This window comes from Bacillus sp. LR_5 (genome assembly GCF_042709275.1).
Genome location: NZ_JAVAXX010000013.1, coordinates 1 through 22,623, shown reverse-complemented (window position 1 = coordinate 22,623; position 22,623 = coordinate 1). Strand labels below are relative to the sequence as shown.

General features: G+C 43.7%; 19 protein-coding genes and 2 pseudogenes. 15 read left to right on the top strand and 6 right to left on the bottom strand.

Annotated elements, in window-relative coordinates; translation table 11 throughout:
- Nucleotides 1–25: 25 nt before the first annotated feature.
- The 13 genes and pseudogenes from RAC86_RS05075 to nrnB all read left to right on the top strand — a co-directional run bounded on the left by RAC86_RS05075 (nucleotide 26) and on the right by nrnB (nucleotide 12,992).
- Complete coding sequence (locus RAC86_RS05075) at nucleotides 26–418, top strand: DUF1360 domain-containing protein (protein WP_003220186.1); 393 nt, start codon at nucleotides 26–28, stop codon at nucleotides 416–418.
- A 154-nt stretch (nucleotides 419–572) separates the two neighbouring features.
- Nucleotides 573–2,105 (top strand): glycoside hydrolase family 10-like protein, encoded by a 1,533-nt coding sequence (locus RAC86_RS05070; RefSeq protein ID WP_072566354.1) that lies wholly within the window; start codon nucleotides 573–575, stop codon nucleotides 2,103–2,105.
- Between the two features lie 113 nt (nucleotides 2,106–2,218).
- The gene (locus tag RAC86_RS05065; protein ID WP_072566353.1) at nucleotides 2,219–2,785 is read left to right on the top strand and encodes a GNAT family N-acetyltransferase; all 567 of its coding nucleotides are present in this window, start codon (nucleotides 2,219–2,221) and stop codon (nucleotides 2,783–2,785) included.
- An 84-nt stretch (nucleotides 2,786–2,869) separates the two neighbouring features.
- Nucleotides 2,870–3,424: a TetR/AcrR family transcriptional regulator gene (locus RAC86_RS05060; RefSeq protein ID WP_072566352.1), complete on the top strand. Its 555-nt coding sequence runs from the start codon at nucleotides 2,870–2,872 to the stop codon at nucleotides 3,422–3,424.
- A gap of 120 nt (nucleotides 3,425–3,544) precedes the next feature.
- A pseudogene (locus RAC86_RS05055) lies at nucleotides 3,545–3,854 on the top strand (DUF5367 family protein).
- Between the two features lie 90 nt (nucleotides 3,855–3,944).
- A complete protein-coding gene (locus tag RAC86_RS05050; protein WP_040083013.1) occupies nucleotides 3,945–5,087 on the top strand; it encodes an acyl-CoA dehydrogenase in 1,143 nt (380 codons plus the stop codon).
- A 43-nt stretch (nucleotides 5,088–5,130) separates the two neighbouring features.
- On the top strand, nucleotides 5,131–6,780 hold the full coding sequence (locus tag RAC86_RS05045) for an AMP-binding protein (protein WP_072566351.1): 1,650 nt from the start codon (nucleotides 5,131–5,133) through the stop codon (nucleotides 6,778–6,780).
- A gap of 9 nt (nucleotides 6,781–6,789) precedes the next feature.
- A complete protein-coding gene (locus tag RAC86_RS05040) occupies nucleotides 6,790–8,124 on the top strand; it encodes an acetyl-CoA carboxylase biotin carboxylase subunit (RefSeq protein ID WP_072566350.1) in 1,335 nt (444 codons plus the stop codon).
- Nucleotides 8,125–8,138: 14 nt separating this feature from the next.
- Nucleotides 8,139–8,360, top strand: a complete 222-nt coding sequence (locus RAC86_RS05035; protein WP_014664155.1) for an acetyl-CoA carboxylase biotin carboxyl carrier protein subunit — start codon at nucleotides 8,139–8,141, stop codon at nucleotides 8,358–8,360.
- 14 nt (nucleotides 8,361–8,374) lie between these two features.
- Nucleotides 8,375–9,274, top strand: a complete 900-nt coding sequence (gene ldeG / locus RAC86_RS05030) for a hydroxymethylglutaryl-CoA lyase (protein WP_072566349.1) — start codon at nucleotides 8,375–8,377, stop codon at nucleotides 9,272–9,274.
- A 20-nt stretch (nucleotides 9,275–9,294) separates the two neighbouring features.
- Nucleotides 9,295–10,077: an enoyl-CoA hydratase gene (locus tag RAC86_RS05025; RefSeq protein WP_072566348.1), complete on the top strand. Its 783-nt coding sequence runs from the start codon at nucleotides 9,295–9,297 to the stop codon at nucleotides 10,075–10,077.
- A 10-nt stretch (nucleotides 10,078–10,087) separates the two neighbouring features.
- On the top strand, nucleotides 10,088–11,623 hold the full coding sequence (locus RAC86_RS05020) for an acyl-CoA carboxylase subunit beta (protein ID WP_072566347.1): 1,536 nt from the start codon (nucleotides 10,088–10,090) through the stop codon (nucleotides 11,621–11,623).
- Between the two features lie 169 nt (nucleotides 11,624–11,792).
- Complete coding sequence (gene nrnB / locus RAC86_RS05015; protein ID WP_072566346.1) at nucleotides 11,793–12,992, top strand: oligoribonuclease NrnB; 1,200 nt, start codon at nucleotides 11,793–11,795, stop codon at nucleotides 12,990–12,992.
- A gap of 48 nt (nucleotides 12,993–13,040) precedes the next feature.
- Here nrnB and uptA read toward each other — a convergent pair whose 3' ends face one another.
- The 3 genes and pseudogenes from uptA to RAC86_RS05000 form a co-directional block, all read right to left on the bottom strand.
- On the bottom strand, nucleotides 13,041–13,637 hold the full coding sequence (gene uptA, locus RAC86_RS05010) for an undecaprenyl phosphate transporter UptA (RefSeq protein ID WP_003231529.1): 597 nt from the start codon (nucleotides 13,635–13,637) through the stop codon (nucleotides 13,041–13,043).
- Nucleotides 13,638–13,709: 72 nt separating this feature from the next.
- Entirely contained in the window at nucleotides 13,710–14,603 is an 894-nt protein-coding gene (gene galU / locus RAC86_RS05005; protein ID WP_072566345.1) for a UTP--glucose-1-phosphate uridylyltransferase GalU, read from the bottom strand.
- A 6-nt stretch (nucleotides 14,604–14,609) separates the two neighbouring features.
- A pseudogene (locus tag RAC86_RS05000) lies at nucleotides 14,610–15,061 on the bottom strand (GtrA family protein).
- A 553-nt stretch (nucleotides 15,062–15,614) separates the two neighbouring features.
- Here RAC86_RS05000 and xynD point away from each other — a divergent pair.
- Together xynD and xynC are read left to right on the top strand one after the other, a co-directional pair.
- Nucleotides 15,615–17,156: an alpha-L-arabinofuranosidase gene (gene xynD, locus RAC86_RS04995; RefSeq protein WP_072566344.1), complete on the top strand. Its 1,542-nt coding sequence runs from the start codon at nucleotides 15,615–15,617 to the stop codon at nucleotides 17,154–17,156.
- A 109-nt stretch (nucleotides 17,157–17,265) separates the two neighbouring features.
- Nucleotides 17,266–18,534, top strand: coding sequence for a glucuronoarabinoxylan endo-1,4-beta-xylanase XynC (xynC, locus tag RAC86_RS04990; protein WP_072566343.1), 1,269 nt, complete (start codon nucleotides 17,266–17,268; stop codon nucleotides 18,532–18,534).
- A gap of 597 nt (nucleotides 18,535–19,131) precedes the next feature.
- Here xynC and RAC86_RS04985 read toward each other — a convergent pair.
- The 3 genes from RAC86_RS04985 to RAC86_RS04975 all read right to left on the bottom strand — a co-directional run.
- Complete coding sequence (locus RAC86_RS04985; RefSeq protein WP_072566342.1) at nucleotides 19,132–19,395, bottom strand: YnfE family protein; 264 nt, start codon at nucleotides 19,393–19,395, stop codon at nucleotides 19,132–19,134.
- A gap of 74 nt (nucleotides 19,396–19,469) precedes the next feature.
- Nucleotides 19,470–20,969: a cellulase family glycosylhydrolase gene (locus tag RAC86_RS04980; protein ID WP_072566341.1), complete on the bottom strand. Its 1,500-nt coding sequence runs from the start codon at nucleotides 20,967–20,969 to the stop codon at nucleotides 19,470–19,472.
- Between the two features lie 317 nt (nucleotides 20,970–21,286).
- The coding region (locus RAC86_RS04975) for an alanine/glycine:cation symporter family protein (protein WP_377885421.1) at nucleotides 21,287–22,623 on the bottom strand (1,337 nt) is incomplete at its 5' end.

Here is a 22,623-nt window from a genome sequence, read left to right as displayed (position 1 = left end):
TCATCCTTTTTCTTGGAGGCTTGTCATGGATCGTCTTTCTTTGCTTACTTTTATCATGTTGATTCTAGCCAGTTACAGGCTGACACATTTGATTGTATTCGATAAAATCACGGAATTTATCCGAAAACCTTTTATGAAAAAGAAAAGGATCGTTGATCAAAACGGACATGTAGACGAAAAAAGCGTGCCAGCTTCTAACTTTGGATACATGCTCAATTGCTACTGGTGTGCCGGCGTTTGGTGTGCAATCTTGATTGGACTGGGATATCTCTTTTTGCCTCGTATTGCAGTTCCAGTCATCTTTATTTTAGCCATCGCAGGAGCACAGGCGATTCTTGAAACAGCTGTCGGTGTCGGCGTAAAACTCATTGATGTGTTAAAGAGCCTGCAAACCATGATAAATGATAAAAAGTCCTAAAGCAGCGGAACAAAATGCTTCAGGACTTTTTTCGTTTATCTGGTGATATAGACATAAATCCTGATTTCTTCAATCCGATTAAGCACCCTTTTACAGCCCGGGAATACCGTAATAGCGAATAGTGAAAGTGATGTAATGGGGGAGAAGAAACAGAATGAAGGTTTGTCAAAAGTCGATTGTCCGTTTCCTTGTCAGCTTGATCATTGGAACGTTTGTCATCTCCGTTCCGTTTATGGCCAATGCGCAGCCTGACAGGGAACTGAGAGCCGTATGGATTGCTTCCGTATTGAACATTGATTGGCCGTCAAAAAAAGGTTTATCGGTGGAAGAGCAAAAGCAGGAGTATATCAAACTGCTGGACGATGTGCAAAAAATGGGGATGAATGCCGTTATTGTTCAGATTAAACCGACGGCAGATGCCTTTTATCCGTCCGCTTACGGACCTTGGTCTGAATACTTAACCGGTGTCCAAGGGAAAGACCCGGGCTATGATCCGCTTGCATTTATGATTGAAGAAACCCATAAACGAAATTTAGAATTTCACGCATGGTTTAATCCTTACCGCATTACAATGAATCATACGGACCTCAATAAATTGTCTAAGGATCACCCGGCAAGACAGCATCCAGACTGGGTTGCCGCTTATGGAAACCAGCTTTATTATCATCCGGGCATTCCTGAAGCGAGAGATTTTATCGTCAAAGGTATCGAAGAAGTGGTAAAACAGTATGATATCGACGCCGTTCATATGGATGATTATTTTTACCCTTATAAAATAGCGGGACAGGAATTTCCTGATCAAACACAGTATGAACAATACGGAAAAGGCACTTTTTCCAATATTGATGACTGGCGGCGGGATAATGTGAACCAGCTTGTCAAACAAATCAACCAAACAATTAAAGCTGCAAAGCCATATGTCAAATTCGGCATCAGTCCCTTTGGTGTATGGAGAAACGCGGCAGATGACCCAACCGGATCGAATACCAAAGCAGGCGTCAGGAACTATGACGACCTTTATGCAGATACGAGACATTGGATCCAAGAAGGCGACATCGATTATATTGCTCCGCAAATCTATTGGAGCATCGGCTTCAATGCAGCAGCTTACGACGTACTGGCTGATTGGTGGAGCAATGAAGTCAAAAATAGGCCTGTTCATTTATATATTGGCCAGGCAGCCTATAAAATCAATAATAACTTTGATCCGCCATGGTCCGACCCCGAGGAGTATGTAAGACAAATCACCTTGAACCGTCAGCTTGAGCTTGTGAAAGGAAGCATGCATTTCAGCCTCAAAGACCTCAACAAAAATCCGCTTGGCATCAAAGACAGGCTCATCATCGAGCTTTACAGCAAACCGGCACTGGTTCCGCAAATGCCTTGGCTTGACAGTACCGCCCCAAATAAACCGAAGCTTACGAAGGTCACCGAAGACAAAAACGGCAATCTTCTGCACATACAAGACCACCCATCAAATCAAGAAACGAAAGAAACAGCCTATTATGCGATATACAGAGCCGAAGGGAAAAAGCACAAAACATTGCTGGCAACCGCTAGAAAAACAAATGAGCAGCAAACCTTCTTAGATGAGACGGCAGACCCAAACAAGAAATATACGTATTATATCACTTCAGCAGACCGGCTCCATAACGAAAGCAAGGCTTCCAAAGGAAAGATAAAATAAGAAATGAGAAGGACGGCTTTCTAAGTCGTCTTTTTTTAAAAAGTTATTTTGGTAGATAAGATACTTATGATGAGCCGCTGAATTTGTTAAAGAAAAGCAAGGGAGGGACTCACATGAATATGGAAGCGGTTTTTGGACATTTCCCAGTATTGGAATCTGAGAATCTAGTACTAAGTAAAATCAAAGAGATGCACGCACAGGATGTATTTTCAATCTACGATCATGACAAAATATTCGAATACTGCGGCATCATTCCGAAACATAACATAAAAACAGTAGAGAAAATGATTAGCCATTTTGATAGGGATTACAACAAAAAAAGCAGAATCAAGTGGGGAATTTTCCCAAAGAGTCAAGAGAATACATTGACGGGAATCATTGAAGCGATGGATTTTAACCAAAAAGTAAACATGGTAACGATTGGATACTACTTGGCTGAAGAATACTGGGGGAAAGGCTTTGCCACTGAATCCGTCCGCATGCTTGTCTCATTTTTATTTGAGAAAGTCAATGTAAATAGAATTCAAGCTAAAGTCATGCCAGCAAACGAGAATTCAAAAAACGTCCTCTTAAAAAACAATTTTATGAAAGAAGGGTTAGTCAGACAAGCTTCCTATTGGTCCGGTAAAGGCGTTGTCGATTTAGAAATGTACGGCATTCTTAAGAACGAATACATATAAGTCTTTTCTTTTTCAAAAAAACCCTACGGATAGAAGATTTAAAAAGTCAGTTATTGAACTAACTAACTTTTAAGGAGGAGCACCATGGCAAAACCAAATATCATTTCCAAAGAAGCACTCATTCAATCAGCCAAAGCATGTATCGTAGAAAACGGTTTAGAACAACTGACATTACAATCAGTTGCGAAACAAGCCAATGTCACCCAAGGAACGGTTTATTATCATTTCCGTACAAAAGAAAATCTTATGATGGAGGTCGTTCGCCACGTATGCGGCAGCTCCTGGGCGAACGTAAAGAACAGCTCGCTCCCGTCAAGTGAAAAGCTGAGAATGGCATTGCTGTCAGCAAAATCGCGAACAAAAGAAAATGGTGATTATCACCGGTTATATTTATCACTTGTCGTATTAAGCTTTCAAAATAAACAGATCAAAGAGCAGCTAAGTTATCTGTTACAATCTGAAAATCAATGTGTGACAGAAGAACTCACTCAATTGTGGGGCGAATCTCCGATTAAAGGCGTTTCTTTAACGACATGGGGAATCATGCTGAATGCTTTAATTGACGGGCTTGCCATACAGTCTCTCGTTTCCGGTGATTTTCCATCAGAAGATGTTTATCAAGAGCTCGAATGGATCTAGGAGAAGCTGACTGAAAAAATGACATAACACGAAAGGAGATCAAACATGTTTACTCAAAAATTAGGTCTTGTCCTTACGTTTTCATTTCTCGTCTGGTTCGGTGCCACGCTATTTTTTGTTCTGTTCGGAGACGCTGTATTAACTGATCCGGCTGAAGAACCTTTTTTGCTGAACTTTCTTCTTCTGGAAGCTGGCACTGCTCGTTTTATGCCTTGTGTTCTTTCTCTATCAAAGATCACAGGACACGGTGATCAAGCTGGGCATATGGGGATCAGCGGTCGGTTTATTGATTGATACGATTTCCCTTTGGAATCATCCCCTTATCTTCCCGGCTCTATCAAAGGGCCAAGTCATTGCGTTTGCGATATGGATGGTATGCGCCTACGGCATGTATTTGCTCATTCCGCTGATATTATCACATAAAAAATGATTCAGTTTTAATTTTCAGACTTTTCTTGTCAGGGAATGATTATAGAACTCGCCTAATAAAATGTTACAAAGATGTGAAGGAGGAAACGATGTGAATTTTGAGCTGACAAAAGAACAACAAATGGTGCGTGAAATGGTAAAAGATTTTGCGAAAAAAGAAATTGCTCCTCACGCTGAACATGTAGATCAAACGGGCGAGTTCCCGATCCAAACATTTAAAAAAATGGGTGAACTTGGGCTGATGGGTATTCCATTTCCAGAAGAGTACGGTGGATCTGGCGGTGATACGATTTCATATGCCTTAGCGGTTGAAGAAGTCGGCAAAGCTTGCGGCAGTACTGGATTAAGCTACGCTGCAGCGGTCTCATTAGGCGCCAGCCCTCTCTATTACTTTGGAACAGAAGAACAAAAACGGACGCATTTGACGCCGCTGGCTTCGGGCACAGCACTCGGATCATTCGGCCTGACGGAACCAAATGCCGGCTCAGATGCGGGGGGCACTCAAACAAAAGCGATTTCAAATGGTGACGAGTATGTAATCAACGGCGAAAAGTGCTGGATTACAAATGCAAGCTACGCACGGACAGTTATTGTGACCGCGGTAACAGGCAAAACCAAAGACGGAAAAAACATCATCTCCGCATTGATTGTGCCAACTGACACACCAGGACTCACGATTACGAGCCCGTACGATAAAATGGGCGTCCGTGGTTCGAATACAGCAGAAATTTTGCTTGAGGATGTAAGAGTGCCTGCGGGCAACTTACTCGGCGATCCAACAAAAGGATTTAAACAATTTCTATATACGCTGGACGGCGGGCGAATCTCCATTGCTGCTCTTGCGGTTGGCATTGCCCAGGCGGCACTTGACGCATCATTGGCATATGCGAAAGAACGGAAGCAATTTGGACAGCCGATTTCTTCCTTCCAAGCGATTCAATTTAAGCTTGCTGACATGGCGATGGAAATTGATCTGGCACGGCAAATGGTGTTAAAAGCCGCCTGGCTGAAAGACCATAACCGCCCGTTTACAAAAGAAGCGGCGTACGCCAAGCTGTTCGCTTCTGAAATGGCGACTAGAGCTTGCAATCAAGCCATTCAAATCCATGGAGGTTCAGGATATATGAAAGAGTACGGGGTGGAACGGATGCTGCGGGATGCAAAATTAATGGAAATTGGTGAAGGCACATCTGAAATTCAGCGCCTCGTGATCGCCAGACAGCTTTTAAAATGAAAATGTAAACGCTTTCTAATCATTAAGAAAGGAGGAACAATCAATGGCTGAACTCATCCATTCCACAATCGGCAGGCTGCTGGAACAAACAGCTGAAGCGCATCCCGATCGAGACGCTGTTGTTTATCCAGACCGGAATATCCGCTATACGTACGCCCAATTTGACAGTCTGTGCCGTCAAACCGCTAAAGGTCTCATGCGGATGGGGATTGGAAAAGGAGATCACGTCGCCATATGGGCTTCTAATATCCCTGAATGGCTTGCCGTCCAGTTCGCAACTGCGAAGATTGGAGCCGTGCTCGTAACCGTCAATACCAATTATCAAGCACACGAGCTTGATTACTTGTTAAAGCAATCGGATGCCGCAGCGCTTATCATCATGGATTCATACAGGGGCACTTCTTATCCAGACATTGTGAACAGTTTGATACCAGAACTGCAAGAAGCAAAGCCCGGCCAACTGAAATCAGAACGCTATCCCTTTTTAAAAACACTGATCTATATTGGCAATAAACGATTGCCTGGCTTATATCATTGGGACGATATAGAGAGATTGGCGAAAACAATGACAGATGCTGAGCTGGAAGCAAGAATGAACAGCCTGGATAAAGACGATGTGATTAACATGCAATACACATCAGGAACAACAGGGTTTCCTAAAGGCGTGATGCTGACCCATTTTAATGTCATCAATAACGCTGCCAATATTGCTGAATGTATGGCTTTATCCGCTCAAGACCGCATGTGCATCCCGGTTCCGTTTTTTCACTGCTTCGGATGCGTGCTCGGGGTTTTGGCATGTGTGTCCGTCGGGGCAGCCATGATACCTGTTCCAGAATTTGACCCCGTTACCGTTCTTAAAACGGTAGAAAAAGAGAAATGCACAGCGCTGCATGGTGTGCCTACCATGTTTATCGCCGAGCTGCATCATCCGGATTTTGATGCATATGATCTATCAACGCTCCGAACAGGCATCATGGCCGGCTCTCCTTGTCCAAGTGAAGTAATGAAAGCTGTGATTGAAAGGATGGGCATGAAAGACATTACGATCGCCTATGGACAAACAGAAGCCTCGCCGGTCATTACGCAAACGAGAGCAAATGATTCCTTCATAAGAAGAGTCGAAACAACCGGCCGAGCCCTGCCCCATACTGAAGTGAAAATTGTAGAGCTCGGGACATGCCAAGAAGTTCAAAGAGGCGTGCAGGGAGAGCTATGCACCCGCGGCTATCACGTCATGAAAGGCTATTATAAAGACAAAGAAGCGACCAGAAAAGCAATCAATCATGACGGATGGCTATTTACAGGAGATCTTGCTGTCATGGATGAAGACGGGTACTGCCGTATCACCGGAAGATTAAAAGATATGCTCATCAGAGGCGGCGAGAACATTTACCCGCGGGAAATTGAAGAATTTTTATACCGGCATCCCGCTGTTTTAGACGTACAGGTCGTTGGTGTGCCTGACGCCAAATTCGGGGAGGAGGCTGCAGCCTGGATTAAACTAAAAGACGGGAAAAGCGTTTCATCTGATGAGCTTAAAGCCTATTGCAAAGGAAAAATCGCCCGCCACAAAATTCCGCGTTATGTTATTTTTACAGACGACTATCCGATGACGGCTTCAGGTAAAATTCAAAAATATAAACTGCGAGAAAAAACCATTGAAATGTTCAACTTATCATCAACTCAATGAGGTGAAATCATGTTTACTAAAGTACTGATCGCCAACCGCGGAGAAATTGCAATGAGAATTATCCGAACGTGCAGCCGTCTAGGCATCAAAACAGTCGCGGTTTATTCAGAAGCAGACAAGGAAGCGCCCCATACAAAAGCCGCTACAGAGTCTTATTTGATCGGGGAATCAAGAGTCAGTGAAAGTTATTTAAATATAGAGAGAATCATAGAGACGGCAAAAAAAGCAAATGCCGACGCGATCCACCCGGGATATGGATTGTTATCAGAAAACAGCCGATTTGCTGAACGCTGCAAGCAAGAAAACATCGTGTTTATCGGACCTTCACCCGATATCATCGCAAAGATGGGCAGCAAAATTGAAGCGCGCAAAGCAATGGAGGCTGCGGGTATCCCTGTGGTGCCCGGCGTTTCAGAACCCCTCGAAGACATAGAGGCAGCCTGCCGCACTGCTAGTCAAATCGGATATCCTGTCATGCTGAAAGCTTCAGCGGGCGGAGGCGGCATCGGAATGCAGCTTGGTGAAAATGAAGAAGCATTAAAAAAAGCGTACGAGGGGAACAAAAAGCGCGCGGCAGATTTTTTCGGTGACGGATCAATGTATATAGAAAAAGTCATTGAACATGCACGCCATATCGAAGTTCAGCTTTTAGCCGATCAACACGGCCATACAGTACATCTGTTTGAACGCGATTGCTCAGTTCAGAGGCGCCACCAAAAAGTCATTGAAGAAGCGCCGTCTCCATTTGTAGACGATGAACTGAGAATGAAGATTGGGCAAACGGCAGTAATAGCAGCAAAGGCAATCGGCTATACGAACGCAGGCACCATCGAATTTATAGTTGACCAAAAGCAAAATTTTTACTTCCTCGAAATGAATACGAGACTGCAAGTTGAACACCCCGTGACTGAAGAAATAACAGGCCTGGACTTAGTTGAGCAGCAACTGCGAATTGCTGCGGGCCATACACTCACATTCTCTCAAAAAGACATCAAACGAAACGGGCATGCGATAGAGGTGAGAATATACGCGGAAGACCCCAAGACCTTCTACCCGTCACCAGGCACGATCACTGCGTTCTCACTCCCTGACCATAAAGGGGTCAGACACGAATGTGCGGTAGCAAAAGACAGCATTGTTACCCCTTTTTATGACCCGATGATCGCTAAGATGATCGTCAAAGGCCAGTCCAGAACAGAAGCGATTGAAAAACTGGAGACAGCGCTTCGCGACTACCATGTAGAAGGAATCAAAACAAATCTTCCGCTTCTCATACAGGCTGCGGCATCAAAGGCATTTAAAGAAGGGGATGTTACGACTGACTTTTTGAAACAACACCTATAAAGGAGGCAGTTGTTATGACAGTTAGCATACAAATGGCAGGAAACCTGTGGAAAGTCCACGTCAAAGCCGGCGACAAAATTGAAAAAGGCCAGGAGGTTGCCATTTTGGAATCGATGAAAATGGAAATCCCGATCGTTGCCGATCGAAGCGGAGTCGTAAAAGAAGTTAAAAAAAATGAAGGCGACTTTGTAAATGAAGGCGACGTACTGCTCGAACTAAGCGATTCCACTCAATAATTTGGAGGAAGACCATGTCATATCCTAAAAAAGTGACAATCAAAGAAGTCGGCCCGCGTGACGGCTTACAAAACGAGTCCGCATGGATCGAAACAAAGGATAAAATAACCTGGATCAACCAGCTTTCCCGGACAGGGCTTTCGTATATTGAAATCACATCCTTCGTTCATCCGAAATGGATTCCAGCGCTTCGAGATGCTATTGATGTAGCAAAAGGCATTGACCGTGAAAAAGGGGTAACGTACGCGGCGCTTGTCCCGAATCAAAAAGGACTGGAGAATGCGCTTGAAGGAGGCATTAACGAAGCTTGCGTTTTTATGTCCGCCAGCGAAACGCACAACAGAAAAAACATCAATAAATCCACTTCTGAAACTCTTCGTGTACTCAAACAAGTAAACAATGACGCAAAAAAAGCAAACCTCACAACAAGAGCCTACCTCTCGACTGTTTTCGGCTGTCCGTACGAAAAAGTTGTCCCCGTTGAACAAGTCATTCGCCTTTCAGAAGCTCTATTTGAATTTGGGATTTCTGAACTGTCACTTGGAGATACGATTGGAGCGGCTAATCCCGCCCAGGTTGAAACTGTACTTGAAGCTCTATTGGCACGATTCCCCGCGAAACAAATCGCCCTGCATTTTCATGATACGAGAGGAACGGCGCTCGCCAACATGGTCACAGCGCTCCAAATGGGCATCACGGTATTCGACGGCTCGGCAGGCGGGCTTGGCGGATGTCCATATGCGCCGGGTTCATCAGGAAACGCCGCAACTGAGGATATCGTGTACATGCTTGAACAGATGGGCATCAAAACAAATGTAAAGCTCGAAAAACTGCTATCTGCGGCCAAATGGATTGAAGAAAAAATGGGCAAACAGCTGCCGAGCCGAAATTTACAAGTATTTAAATCATCTTGATATAAGAGAGGACGCATACAATGGGAGAATCTATTCTTTTCACTGTGAAAAATGAACATATTGCGTTGATCACCTTAAACAGGCCTCAAACGGCAAATGCTCTTTCAGCAGAAATGCTTAGAAACCTGCAAATGATTCTTCAAGAAATTGAATTCAACTCAAACATTCGCTGCGTCATCCTCACCGGCACCGGCGAAAAAGCGTTCTGTGCGGGGGCAGACCTGAAAGAACGAATAAAACTAAAAGAAGATCAGGTTCTGGAAAGTGTATCTCTCATTCAAAGAACAGCGTCTTTCCTTGAAGCCTTGCCGCAGCCAATCATAGCCGCGATAAACGGCAGCGCATTAGGCGGCGGGCTAGAATTGGCATTGGCATGCGATCTTCGAATTGCATCTGAATCAGCTGTGCTGGGACTTCCGGAAACAGGGTTAGCTATTATCCCAGGCGCTGGAGGGACCCAAAGACTGCCTCGGCTGATTGGCAGAGGAAAAGCCAAAGAATTAATTTATACCGGCAGACGCGTAACCGCTCATGAAGCAAAAGAGATAGGCCTTGTAGAGCATGTCACGGCTCCTTGTGACCTTATGCCAAAAGCAGAGGAACTGGCTGCAGCCATTTCTGCCAACGGGCCGATCGCTGTCCGTCAAGCTAAATTCGCAATCAATAAAGGATTGGAGACAGATCTCGCTACAGGTCTTGCGATTGAACAAAAGGCGTATGAACATACCATTCCTTCAAAAGACAGGAGAGAAGGACTTCAGGCGTTTCAAGAAAAAAGACGGGCCGTATACAAGGGAATATAAAAGGGAGGAAATGCTCATGGATTATGAAAAGGAACGAACAGAATTGGCCGAACGAATCCGAAAAGGCGGAGCGGAAAAGTATCACCAAAGCAATCGAGAAAAAGGCAAGCTCTTTGTCAGAGAGCGGCTCTCGCTTCTCTTTGACGATGGCATTGAGCTAGAAGACGCTTTTTTTGCGGAATGCATGTCAGACGGCCTTCCCGCTGACGGAGTGGTGACGGCGATCGGCAAAATCGGCGGCCAAACTGTTTGCGTCATGGCAAATGATTCAACAGTGAAAGCGGGCTCCTGGGGAGCTAAAACCGTTGAAAAAATCATCAGAATTCAAGAAACTGCCGAAAAACTAAACGTTCCGCTCATTTATTTAGTCGATTCAGCAGGCGCCAGAATCACCGATCAAATCAATGTCTTTCCAGGGAGACGCGGAGCAGGAAGAATTTTTTATAATCAAGTTAAATTATCGGGACGCATTCCGCAAATCTGTTTGCTTTTCGGACCGTCTGCGGCAGGAGGCGCTTATATTCCGGCCTTCTGTGATATCGTCGTTATGGTAGACGGTAACGCCTCCATGTATTTAGGCTCGCCAAGGATGGCGGAAATGGTCATTGGCGAAAAAGTGTCTCTCGAAGAAATGGGCGGCGCTCGTATGCATTGCTCCATCTCCGGCTGCGGAGATATTCTTGCAGAAACTGAAGAAGAAGCCATACATCTGGCGCGGGCTTATTTGTCTTACTTTCCGGCAAATTTTCAAGATAAGGCGCCCATTCATGAGGAACGCCCGCCAAAACACTTCGACATCCCGCTTGCCGACGTCATTCCCCAAAACCAAAACGCACCTTTTGATATGCATGAGCTGATTGAGCGGATCATTGATGAAGGGTCATTTTTTGAGATCAAAGCCTTATTTGCACCAGAATTAGTAACAGGCTTCGCACGGATCGAGGGACAGCCTGTCGGCATTGTTGCAAACCAGCCGAAGGTTAAAGGCGGCGTCTTATTCCACGATTCAGCAGACAAAGCGGCTAAGTTTATTACCTTATGTGACGCATTTCATATCCCGTTGCTGTTCTTAACGGATATTCCCGGTTTTATGATTGGCACAAAAGTGGAACAGGCGGGGATTATCAGACACGGAGCGAAAATGATTTCTGCGATGTCGGAGGCAACTGTTCCAAAGCTCTCTGTCATTGTCCGAAAAGCGTACGGAGCGGGGTTGTATGCAATGGCAGGGCCTGCCTTTGAACCGGACTGCTGTCTAGCGCTCCCAACCGCCCAAATCGCCGTTATGGGCCCTGAAGCTGCTGTAAACGCTGTCTACGCTAAAAAAATCGCCGAACTGCCAAAAGAAGAGAGAGCCGCATTTATCGGCAACAAACGGGAGGAATACAAAGAGGACATCAATATCTACCGTCTGGCTTCAGAAATGATCATTGATGCTGTTATCCCAGCCAATTCGCTGCGTGATGAGCTGGCCAAACGGCTGAAGGCCTACATGACAAAGGAAATGACATTTACCAATCGAAAGCATCCGGTTTATCCGGTATAAAAAAGCAAGAACTTAGGAGCGCCAAAAGCGCTCTTTTATATATTCACAATAATAATATTATGTAAACTAATCGCCTTTGCATAAAACGCTTTGTTTTTTAGAATAGTAAATAAAGGCTGCCGCATCTTTAGCGGCAATTGTCAGTTTATCATAAAAAGGGGCCTACATTATGTATCATTTATATTCACATAACGACTTGGACGGAGTAGGATGCGGAATCGTAGCAAAATTGGCATTCGGAAAAGACGTTGAGGTCCGGTATAACTCTGTCAACGGCTTAAACGCACAGGTGCAGTACTTTTTAGAAAAAATGAAGGAGAGCAACAGACAAGATGCATTATTCATCACCGATCTCGCCGTCAATGAAGAAAACGAACAGAGATTGAATGATTATGTTCATGCAGGGGGCAAAGTGAAGCTTATTGACCATCATAAAACAGCCCTTCATTTGAATGAGCATGAATGGGGATTTGTCCAAGTGGAATACGATGATGGAAGGCTCACATCCGCGACGTCACTTTTATATGGCTATCTCGTTGAAAATGGATTCATGAAACCGACAAATGCCTTAGACCAATTCACAGAGCTCGTCCGCCAATACGATACATGGGAATGGGAGCGGTACGATCAAAAACAGGCGAAGCGGCTTAATGATCTTTTCTTTTTGCTGTCAATTGATGAATTTGAGGCAAAAATGATTCAGCGCCTATCCTCGCACGACGAATTTTTCTTCGATGATTTTGAAGAAAAGCTGCTTGATTTAGAAGACGAAAAAATTGAGCGTTACCTCCGAAGAAAGAAAAGGGAAATGGTACAAACCTTTGTGCACGAACACTGTGTAGGCATTGTTCACGCTGAATCGTACCATTCAGAACTGGGAAACAGGCTAGGGAAAGATAATCCGCACCTCGATTACATTGCGATTTTAAGCATGGGATCAAAACGAGTCAGTTTGCGCACCATTCATGATTACATCGATGTGTCAGAGATCGCCGGCAGATATGGCGGCGGAGGGCATGCAAAGGCATCCGGCTGTTCAATAACCGATGAAGTATACGAGTTGTTTGTAACTGAAGCTTTCCGGATTGATCCTGTACGGCCTGATGCTTTCCGTAACATCTATAATCTAAAAGGATCTGCGAACGGATCATTATATGAAAATCGTGCTCAAATGAGATTTTTTCTGTTTCCTTTAGACAACAAGTGGAATATCCAAATTAATGGGGAAACACAGGATGAAACATTCGCAGCGTTTGAAGAAGCAGAATGGTTCATTAAAAGAAATTATGCCGCATCGCTCGTGCGGGATGAAGTGTTTGTCGCATTTTTAGCGGAGAATCTGAAGCTGGCAAATCAGCATCGCAAGTAAACAAATATGCATAGGGGAGCGTCATTCACCCCTATGCATATCCGCTAGCTATCGTTTAAATATGGCTGTACGTTTCTTAATCACAAAATAAAGGGCTATCACGACAACAGCCAATATCATAATCGGTGTTGTATAAGTACCCGCTATGTTCTCTACATCATCCCACTGGCTTCCCAGCTGTATGCCTAAATAAACAAACAGGATAGACCATGGAATGATAGCAAGCACAGTCAGTACCACAAACTTGAGAAATGGCATTCTGGCAATACCTGCAGGAATGGATATCGCATGTCTGACAACCGGTATAAAACGAGCCGAGAAAACAACCCCGGCGCCGTACTTTTGAAACCAGTTTTCCGACATGTCGATATGATGCTTTTTAATCAATAGATACTTCCCGTATTTGTCCAGAAATGGCCTGCCGCCATAGCGACCGATCCAGTAAATAAAAATCTGGGCAATGGTACCTCCGATAACACCCGCAATAATTGCGCCAATAAATCCAATCGTGCCTTCCGATACCATATAGCCGCCATAAGCTAATACAATCTCACTCGGAATGATTTCAATCATTAACCCAATCGCAATACCCGCATATCCCATGTTCGTCAGCCATGTTAAAATTTCGCTTATCAAACTGCCCACATTCTTCACAACCTGTCCTAATCTTTTTCACTATTATATGACTGATTGACGAGCAAGATGGTTACAATTTTTTTACCGCAGCATTTCTTTCGTTTCCCGTTTGATTACACCTTCTAAATAGGTCAAAAGCTGAGATCTCATTTCGGGACGCATTAAGCCGATTTCAGTGCTCGCTTTAAAACAGCCCAGCTTATCGCCAATGTCATATCGATTTCCTTCCAGCAGCCGAGCATGGATCGGCTCATTACGGCAAACCTCACGAAGCGCATCTGTGAGCTGAATTTCATTTCCCGCGCCTCTGCCAATTGACCTCAAAACGGGGAAGATCGAAGAATTCAACACATACCGTCCCATTACGGCGATGTCGGAAGGCGCTTCTTCAGGTGAAGGCTTTTCAACTAAATCTTTCACTTCATACACATGTCCGTGAGTTCCAGACGTATTAATAATACCATATTTGCTGACATCCTCAGGGAGAACTGACTGTACACCGACAACCTCTGTGCCATAAACGTCATATACATCCATTAATTGCCGAAGAGCCGGTGTTTCAGACACCATAATATCATCACCTAAGAGAACGGCAAAAGGCTCATCTCCGATAAAATGCTCCGCACACAGTACCGCATGGCCTAATCCGAGCGGTTCTTTCTGGCGGATGTAATGAATGTTGGCCAAATCGGCGATCTGCTGCATTTCTTCAAGTGTCTCCGTCTTGCCTTTTTCCCGGAGATTAAATTCCAATTCCGCTGATCGGTCAAAATGATCTTCAATCGAGCGTTTGTTTCTCCCTGTAATAATCAGTATATCTTCAATTCCTGACTCTACGGCCTCTTCTACAATATATTGGATTGCTGGTTTGTCGACGATTGGGAGCATTTCTTTAGGCTGCGCCTTTGTCGCCGGCAGAAATCTCGTTCCTAAACCCGCTGCGGGAATAACCGCTTTTCTCACTTTTTTTCTCATTCATCTTCACTCCTGATCCTGTATATTTTTCAGCGAATCTCCAAATACCCAGATTCGGTTTCCGATAAAATTCATCATCATTCCGCCGATAGTGGCGGCGAGCTTACTCACCAAAAGCGAGCATCCGCAGTTTTGAAACAAATAAAGCAGCAAAAAGGTGATCCCCGACGCGGCAATATTAATCATGAGAAAGCGTACGATCTCTTTCCCGTCAGCCTTACGTTTTACACGAAATGTCCAATTCCGGTTCCACACATAGCTGTTGATGATACCTGCCGAATAGGAGCAGATCTGCGCCGACAGATAAGGGACATGACAAGCAGTAAGGAGAAAGAAGACACCAAAATCTATCAGCGTATTGCCGACGCCTACGGTGCAAAAGCGTCCTAATGTTTTTATTTTTTCTTTCAGCATAACGGCACCGACCTCCCTTCATAAAAGATGCGAATAGCTGCCATATTTGTTGATATGGATTACTTTAACGGACAGTGTTGAATAAACAATTAATAAAATATGAACAAAACATGAAAAAACGGGTATACCGCTCTCTTTACATAAGGATAGACAAAATATGCAGTATGTCGAAGGGGAAGAGGGCGGAATGATAACGAAATGTCTTACAAAGAAGAGAACAATGTAAACAGGAATCAGCAGAAAAAGCGGGCAGAATTCAATAGATTGAGAAGTTTCGAGCCATGATTTCCTATCTGCTCTAAAACAACGAGATTCGAGTGAACGGGAAGCAAAGAAGAAGTCGGTAACAGCCGTCTATGTTAGCCTCATCTTATCAATGAATAAATGTATCCAGTTCCTTTGTAGAATCGAACACGAATTCCTCCAAAAGTATCCTATACACAATTTTTTTAATAAGGTAGGATGTTAGACAAAGGGATATTTTGGATAAATATGCATCTCCGTTCAATGGGTTTAGTGGTGCGACTTCATGACCTGTTGTTATCAAATTCCAAAAGAAAATCCCCCCATTTTAAGGAAAAAGGAGGATGTTAAGTGATGAGGAAAAAGTGTAGCGTATGTTTATGGATTCTAGTTTTATTATTGAGCTGCTTATCTGGAAAGTCTGCGTATGCTGCCACCAGTAGTACAATTGCAAAACATATAGGGAATTCAAACCCGCTTATCGACCATCATTTGGGAGCAGATCCGATTGCGCTGACCTATAACGGAAGGGTTTACATTTATATGTCAAGTGATGATTATGAATATAATAGCAACGGAACAATTAAAGATAATTCATTTGCCAATTTGAATAGAGTATTCGTCATATCTTCAGCGGATATGGTGAACTGGACAGATCACGGAGCCATTCCGGTAGCAGGTGCCAATGGAGCTAATGGAGGCCGTGGAATTGCAAAATGGGCAGGTGCGTCATGGGCACCGTCAATCGCAGTTAAAAAAATAAATGGCAAGGATAAATTCTTCCTTTATTTCGCAAACAGCGGCGGAGGTATCGGGGTTCTCACCGCAGACAGCCCGATTGGTCCATGGACCGACCCAATCGGAAAACCGCTCGTAACGCCAAGTACGCCAGGAATGTCTGGTGTTGTATGGCTTTTTGATCCGGCTGTATTTGTAGATGATGACGGCACCGGTTACATGTATGCCGGGGGAGGCGTTCCTGGCGGTTCAAATCCAACGCAGGGACAATGGGCCAATCCTAAAACGGCAAGAGTCATAAAATTGGGGCCTGATATGACGAGTGTTGAGGGAAGTGCATCCACAATTGATGCGCCTTTCATGTTTGAAGATTCGGGATTGCACAAGCATAACGGAACATACTACTATTCCTATTGCATCAATTTCGGCGGCGCGCACCCGGCCGATAAACCCCCAGGTGAGATCGGCTACATGACCAGTTCAAATCCCATGGGTCCCTTTACATATAGAGGGCACTTCCTGAAAAATCCGGGTGCATTTTTCGGAGGCGGCGGAAACAACCATCATGCTGTTTTCAATTTTAAAAACGAGTGGTATGCAGTGTACCATGCGCAAACTGTCAGTTCCGCTCTGTTCGGGGCCGGCAAAGGTTACCGTTCTCCCCATATTAATAAGCTGGTGCATAACCCAGATGGATCCATCCAAGAGGTAGCAGCAAATTATGCAGGTGTAACACAGCTTTCCAATTTAAACCCATATAACCGGGTAGAAGCTGAAACGTTTGCCTGGAATGGACGCATTTTGACAGAGAAGTCCACAGCCCCCGGCGGGCCAGTAAATAATCAGCATGTAACAAGCATTCAAAATGGAGACTGGATTGCTGTAGGAAATGCAGACTTTGGAGCGGGCGGTGCCAGGTCATTTAAAGCAAATGTAGCATCCACTTTAGGCGGAAAAATAGAAGTGCGCCTCGACAGTGCTGATGGTAAGCTTGTTGGAACCCTGAATGTACCTTCCACAGGCGGAGCGCAAACGTGGAGAGAGATAGAAACTGCAGTAAGCGGGGCAACCGGTGTGCACAAAGTATTCTTTGTATTTACCGGAACAGGTACAGGAAACTTGTTTAATTTTGATTACTGGCAGTTTACACAAAGATAGGATTCGTAATGGGACCGTTTAAAAACGAGACGGGTGGCCAGCACCGGAATAGCCCGCCATTATGAATTCTCTAATACCGTAAAAGACACATGACGAAGGAGCGAAATAAATGTTTCCACGTTTTAAAAAAACAATTTGTATATTATTAGTATGTTTCACTATGCTGTCAGTCATGTTAGGGCCAGGCGCTACTGAAGTTTTGGCAGCCAGTGATGTAACAGTTAATGTATCTGCAGAGAAACAAGTGATTCGCGGTTTTGGAGGGATGAATCATCCGGCTTGGGCTGGGGATCTTACAGCAGCTCAAAGAGAAACGGCTTTTGGCAATGGACAGAATCAGTTAGGCTTTTCAATCTTAAGAATTCATGTAGATGAAAATCGAAATAATTGGTATAAAGAGGTGGATACTGCCAAGAGTGCAGTCAAACATGGGGCAATCGTTTTTGCTTCTCCCTGGAATCCTCCAAGTGATATGGTTGAGACCTTTAATCGTAATGGTGATACATCGGCTAAACGACTGAAATACGATAAGTACGCCGCATATGCGCAGCATCTTAACGATTTTGTTACCTTCATGAAGAATAATGGTGTGAATCTTTACGCGATTTCGGTCCAAAATGAGCCTGATTACGCTCACGAGTGGACGTGGTGGACGCCGCAAGAAATACTCCGCTTTATGAGAGAAAACGCCGGCTCGATCAATGCCCGCGTCATTGCGCCTGAGTCATTTCAATACTTGAAGAATTTGTCGGACCCGATTTTGAACGATCCGCAGGCTCTTGGCAATATGGATATTCTCGGAACCCATCTGTACGGCACTCAGGTCAGCCAATTCCCTTATCCTCTTTTCAAACAGAAAGGAGCAGGGAAGGACCTTTGGATGACGGAAGTATACTATCCGAACAGTGATAACAACTCGGCGGATCGATGGCCCGAGGCATTGGATGTTTCACAACATATTCACAATTCGATGGTAGAGGGAGATTTTCAAGCTTATGTATGGTGGTACATCCGAAGATCATATGGTCCTATGAAAGAAGATGGTACGATCAGTAAACGCGGTTACAATATGGCTCATTTCTCGAAGTTTGTGCGTCCCGGCTATGTAAGGATTGATGCAACGAAAAACCCGAATACGAACGTTTACGTGTCAGCCTATAAAGGTGACAACAAGGTCGTTATTGTTGCCATTAACAAAAGCAACACAGGGGTCAACCAAAACTTTGTTTTGCAGAATGGATCTGCTTCAAACGTATCTAGATGGATCACGAGCAGCAGCAGCAATCTACAACCTGGAACGAATCTCACTGTATCAGGCAATCATTTTTGGGCCCATCTTCCAGCTCAAAGCGTGACAACATTTGTTGTAAATCGTTAAGGACACCTAAGGCAAGCGGTACCGCATTGGAGCGGATACGGACATTAACCGCCGAGGGTGCCGCAAATAAACCTGCACAGGAATAAAAAAGTCGAAGTCAGAAAAAAGCGATTTTCCGATCAGAAAATCGCTTTTTTTCGTGTCGTGCGTCGTTTTGAAGACACATGGTTCAAGGTTTTTAAATGCGGGAGGGCATCAGCTTGTTAAAATAAATGTATAAGGAATAAACATAAGGTTTATAAACAAATAAATATTTTATCATTTAATGGATTCACTTTTATGTTCTCTTTACAGAAAGTAAAACTAGATCCATTCTGAACGACAACTGGTGCACTATTACTGAGATAGATATTATGAATATTCAGGGAAGGGAAATGTAGAACACTATCGAAAGTTTGACTTGTTGACAATTCAAACTTTAAGAAAAGAAAAGACCGGAAGGCCAAGATTTAATAACCAACTACTAAAAGAATTCGCTTTTTAGTTTACATAATATATATTCTAGGAAGTAAACAAAATAAATGAATTTCTGTCTCAATATCAAAGTATACTTAAGTTAGTGAGACAGAAATTGAAATTTTACTGTGGGAGGTCTAATCAAAAAAATGGCGTTGTCAATCCATAATAAACTGCTTCTAAATCTTCCAGCGTCATATCGCCATATGCGCATTTGATAACCGAGTCAGCAAATACATCGTAGTCATAATCTGTAGAAAAACCTTGCTGTAGCTGTTTTTCGTAAGCTTCGATCTGTTCTTTTTGATGTTGGATGTCTTTTTCCTTACCTAGATAGTCCGGACCATTTATCGCATTATTCATTTCTTTGAACAGCATCATATACTGCTTCAGTGTTTCATCCACAATCTAAACCTCCTTGTTTTGCTATATAAGATAATGAAAACGGACATCATTGCTGATGCCCGCCAAAAGCTAAACTATTTGGGTTCTGTTCCCCAAATCAGTTTTCCGTGATTATATAATGTGATTTTTTTCGTTGTTTTAAACATATTTGATTGGAAAAAGGAATAATCCTCACCCTGTGCATAATTGCTCCAGTCATCATTGTGAAGACGAAGCTGAATATCCCCTGTGTTTGCTCCCGGTGACAGCGTTCCATTTTTAAACCCTAGTTCCAGATAGGTATCTGCACCCTGCTTAGGTTTATGTAACGCCACAAACTTGTGGGTCACATTGCCGCATCCAATCTGCGCGTAGTCACAGTCAAAGTTTTGAGGTTTGTTTTTTGCGTTATACCAGTAACGGACAGTGATATCTTTTAAATCAACCCTGGTGTTGCCGTTATTTTTTATGTGAAGCTGCGGGCGGATTTGGTTCCCGTTCACACTTCCATCACCTGCCCTGTATTGCACAGAAATGCTGTTTTTCTGTGTGGATTGATCTTGTGTTGGCGTTTCAGGAATGTCCTTCGTCGAATCTTTGGTACCGAGAATGTTTTCTCTTACGAATGCTCCTGAAGCGGATAAACCTGATAACGGCCAGCCGCCTGTTTTAGATGCTCCCGGCTTTAAAGCTGAAGATGATTCCTGCTTATCAGAAAGATTCCAGTTTACCCAGCTGATGTTCTTGCTGTTGAGATAATTCAGCCATTCCCTCGACTGGTCAAGAAATACTCCACCATTTCCGGAAGCATCGCTTGTCCCCCACTCCGTCACAAAAATAGGTGCTCCTTTGCTGAGTGCATAGTTTGCTTTATCCCGTAAAAACTGGCCATGTGTGCCGGCATAAAAATGAAGCGCGTACATGACATTTGCATCCTTTAGCTGATCATCGGCAGCATCATTCACATCCTGGCTCCATGTACCGGTACCGACAATAATGATGTTGTCGGGATCGTTTTTGCGGATAACGGAAATCACTTCTTCCGCATACGGTTTAATATCACGCTTCCAGTTCACATCGCCGTTTGGTTCGTTCGCAATTTCATAAATGACGTTTGGCGTGCTTCCGTAAAGGCTTGACATTTCCTTGAAGAATTCTTTTGCCTTCTCTTTATTTTGATTTGGATTGCCGTCATTTAAGATATGCCAGTCAATGATGACATATATCCCAAGCTCTTTTGCCGCTTCAACCGCTTCTTTTACTTTGTTTTTCACAGACGGATTATCAATATAACCGCCGTCGGCCGTATACATCGCCGCGCGGAAAACCGTAATGCCCCAATCGTCTCTCAGCCATTTTAAGCTGTCTTTATTGACAAAATCGCCATACCATTGCAATCCGTGTGAACTGATCCCCTTCAGCTGCACCGCTTTGCCGTTTTGATTGACTAGCTGTGTACCTTTTATGCTAAGCTGGCCATTTATGGATACTGGCGTTTTTGTCACTGCTGCAGATGCTTCTGGAGCAGTCAAGCCGCTATTTGCTAGTAATGCAATAAATAAACATACAATTAAGATAGAGACTGAACGTTTCATAATATTCTTTCCTCCTTCAAATGATTATGTAAAACATATGCCTAGTACCGTTCTCCTCCCTTTCGCTTTTTTAGCACGGACTCATTGTAAAAATCTTTCTTATGATTGTCTATCAACCTAATTTCTTGTTTTTAGGCGGTTTAAAAACCTGCCAATTTGCTCTTTTTGTCTTGTTTCAGATACTGCTGATACATGCGGACCACATATAAAAGTATGTAACCAGGACTTTACACGTTATTTTTTTATGAAATCAAAACATTCCGCTTCTTTTCGCCAAATAAAAAGCTGCATTCAATTGATTGAATGCAGCCGTGTTCTTATGCTTCTTGTCTTTCATCTTCCCAAGTTTCAGTGTTTTTAAGACCCGGGATGTTTTTCGCTTTGAATACAGGATCAAGTCCTTGTTTACGCTGTTTCGCGTAATCTTTATACACTTTGTAAGCAACGTTCGACAGCAGTGTAATTACAATTAAGTTAATCAGCGCCATGATACCCATAAAGAGGTCCGCCATGTCCCACACAATCTGGAACCCTGCTACACATCCAAAGACAACCATAGCAATAACCGCGATGCGGTAAATATTCAGCCATGTTTTGCTTGTTTTAATAAATTCAATGTTTGTCTCCCCATAATAGTAGTTTCCGACAACTGAACTAAAGGCAAACAAGAACATTGCAATTGCTATGAAACCAGGCGCCCAGCCTCCAATATGGTGGCTCAGAGCAGCTTGTGTAACCTGGATGCCGTCACCTTTTGGTGTTACACTGTATAGTAAGATGATAAACGCTGTAGACGTACATATGATAAATGTATCGAAAAACACGCCTAATGTTTGAATAAAGCCCTGCTTTGCCGGATGCGAAACATGAGCTGTCGCAGCAGCGTTAGGCGCGCTACCCATTCCCGCTTCGTTAGAGAAAAGCCCGCGCTGTGCACCGATGACGATGATAGCTCCCAGTCCGCCGCCGACAACTTGTTCAAATCCCAAAGCATTTTTGACAATTATCGCAATAACGCTTGGAAATGCAGAAATATTGGTGAATACAACATATAGTGCAATGAGAATATAAAGACCAGCCATCACTGGAACAATCAATTGTGTCACTGCGACTACACGTTTTAAACCGCCGAAAATAATAAAAGCCGTTAAAGCAGCAAGAACAATAGCCACAACTGTTTTGTTCACATGAAATGCGCCTTCTAACGCTCCCGCAATTGTATTGGATTGAACAGCGTTAAAGATTAAACCGAATGACACGGTAATTAAGACAGCGAATACGATGCCGAGCCATCTGACTCCAAGACCTTTTTGAATATAGTAGGCCGGTCCGCCGCGGAAATCGTTTCCGTCCTTCACTTTATAAAGCTGTGCTAACGTACTCTCAACAAAGCTTGAAGCCATACCTACAGCAGCTACAACCCACATCCAAAATACAGCGCCTGGTCCACCTGTCGCAATTGCTAAGGCAACACCAGTCAAATTCCCTGTACCGACTCGGGATGCAGCAGAAATAAAGAACGCCTGCATAGACGAAACACCTTTATTTCCTTCAGGCTTCTCACCTACTATTCTGAACATTTCAATAAAATAACGGAATTGGATAAAACCAAAACGAAGTGTAAAAAATAGTCCAAGTCCTATTAAAATATAAA

Coding starts and splice junctions, on each gene's coding strand:
- xynC (WP_072566343.1), top strand. CDS start 17,266: ATGTTTCCACGTTTTAAAAAAACAATTTGTATATTATTAGTATGTTTC.
- RAC86_RS05020 (WP_072566347.1), top strand. CDS start 10,088: ATGCTCATGGATTATGAAAAGGAACGAACAGAATTGGCCGAACGAATC.
- RAC86_RS05070 (WP_072566354.1), top strand. CDS start 573: ATGAAGGTTTGTCAAAAGTCGATTGTCCGTTTCCTTGTCAGCTTGATC.
- RAC86_RS05060 (WP_072566352.1), top strand. CDS start 2,870: ATGGCAAAACCAAATATCATTTCCAAAGAAGCACTCATTCAATCAGCC.
- xynD (WP_072566344.1), top strand. CDS start 15,615: ATGAGGAAAAAGTGTAGCGTATGTTTATGGATTCTAGTTTTATTATTG.
- ldeG (WP_072566349.1), top strand. CDS start 8,375: ATGTCATATCCTAAAAAAGTGACAATCAAAGAAGTCGGCCCGCGTGAC.
- RAC86_RS05035 (WP_014664155.1), top strand. CDS start 8,139: ATGACAGTTAGCATACAAATGGCAGGAAACCTGTGGAAAGTCCACGTC.
- nrnB (WP_072566346.1), top strand. CDS start 11,793: ATGTATCATTTATATTCACATAACGACTTGGACGGAGTAGGATGCGGA.
- RAC86_RS05075 (WP_003220186.1), top strand. CDS start 26: ATGGATCGTCTTTCTTTGCTTACTTTTATCATGTTGATTCTAGCCAGT.
- RAC86_RS05065 (WP_072566353.1), top strand. CDS start 2,219: ATGAATATGGAAGCGGTTTTTGGACATTTCCCAGTATTGGAATCTGAG.
- RAC86_RS04980 (WP_072566341.1), bottom strand. CDS start 20,969: ATGAAACGTTCAGTCTCTATCTTAATTGTATGTTTATTTATTGCATTA.
- RAC86_RS05045 (WP_072566351.1), top strand. CDS start 5,131: ATGGCTGAACTCATCCATTCCACAATCGGCAGGCTGCTGGAACAAACA.
- RAC86_RS05025 (WP_072566348.1), top strand. CDS start 9,295: ATGGGAGAATCTATTCTTTTCACTGTGAAAAATGAACATATTGCGTTG.
- galU (WP_072566345.1), bottom strand. CDS start 14,603: ATGAGAAAAAAAGTGAGAAAAGCGGTTATTCCCGCAGCGGGTTTAGGA.
- RAC86_RS05040 (WP_072566350.1), top strand. CDS start 6,790: ATGTTTACTAAAGTACTGATCGCCAACCGCGGAGAAATTGCAATGAGA.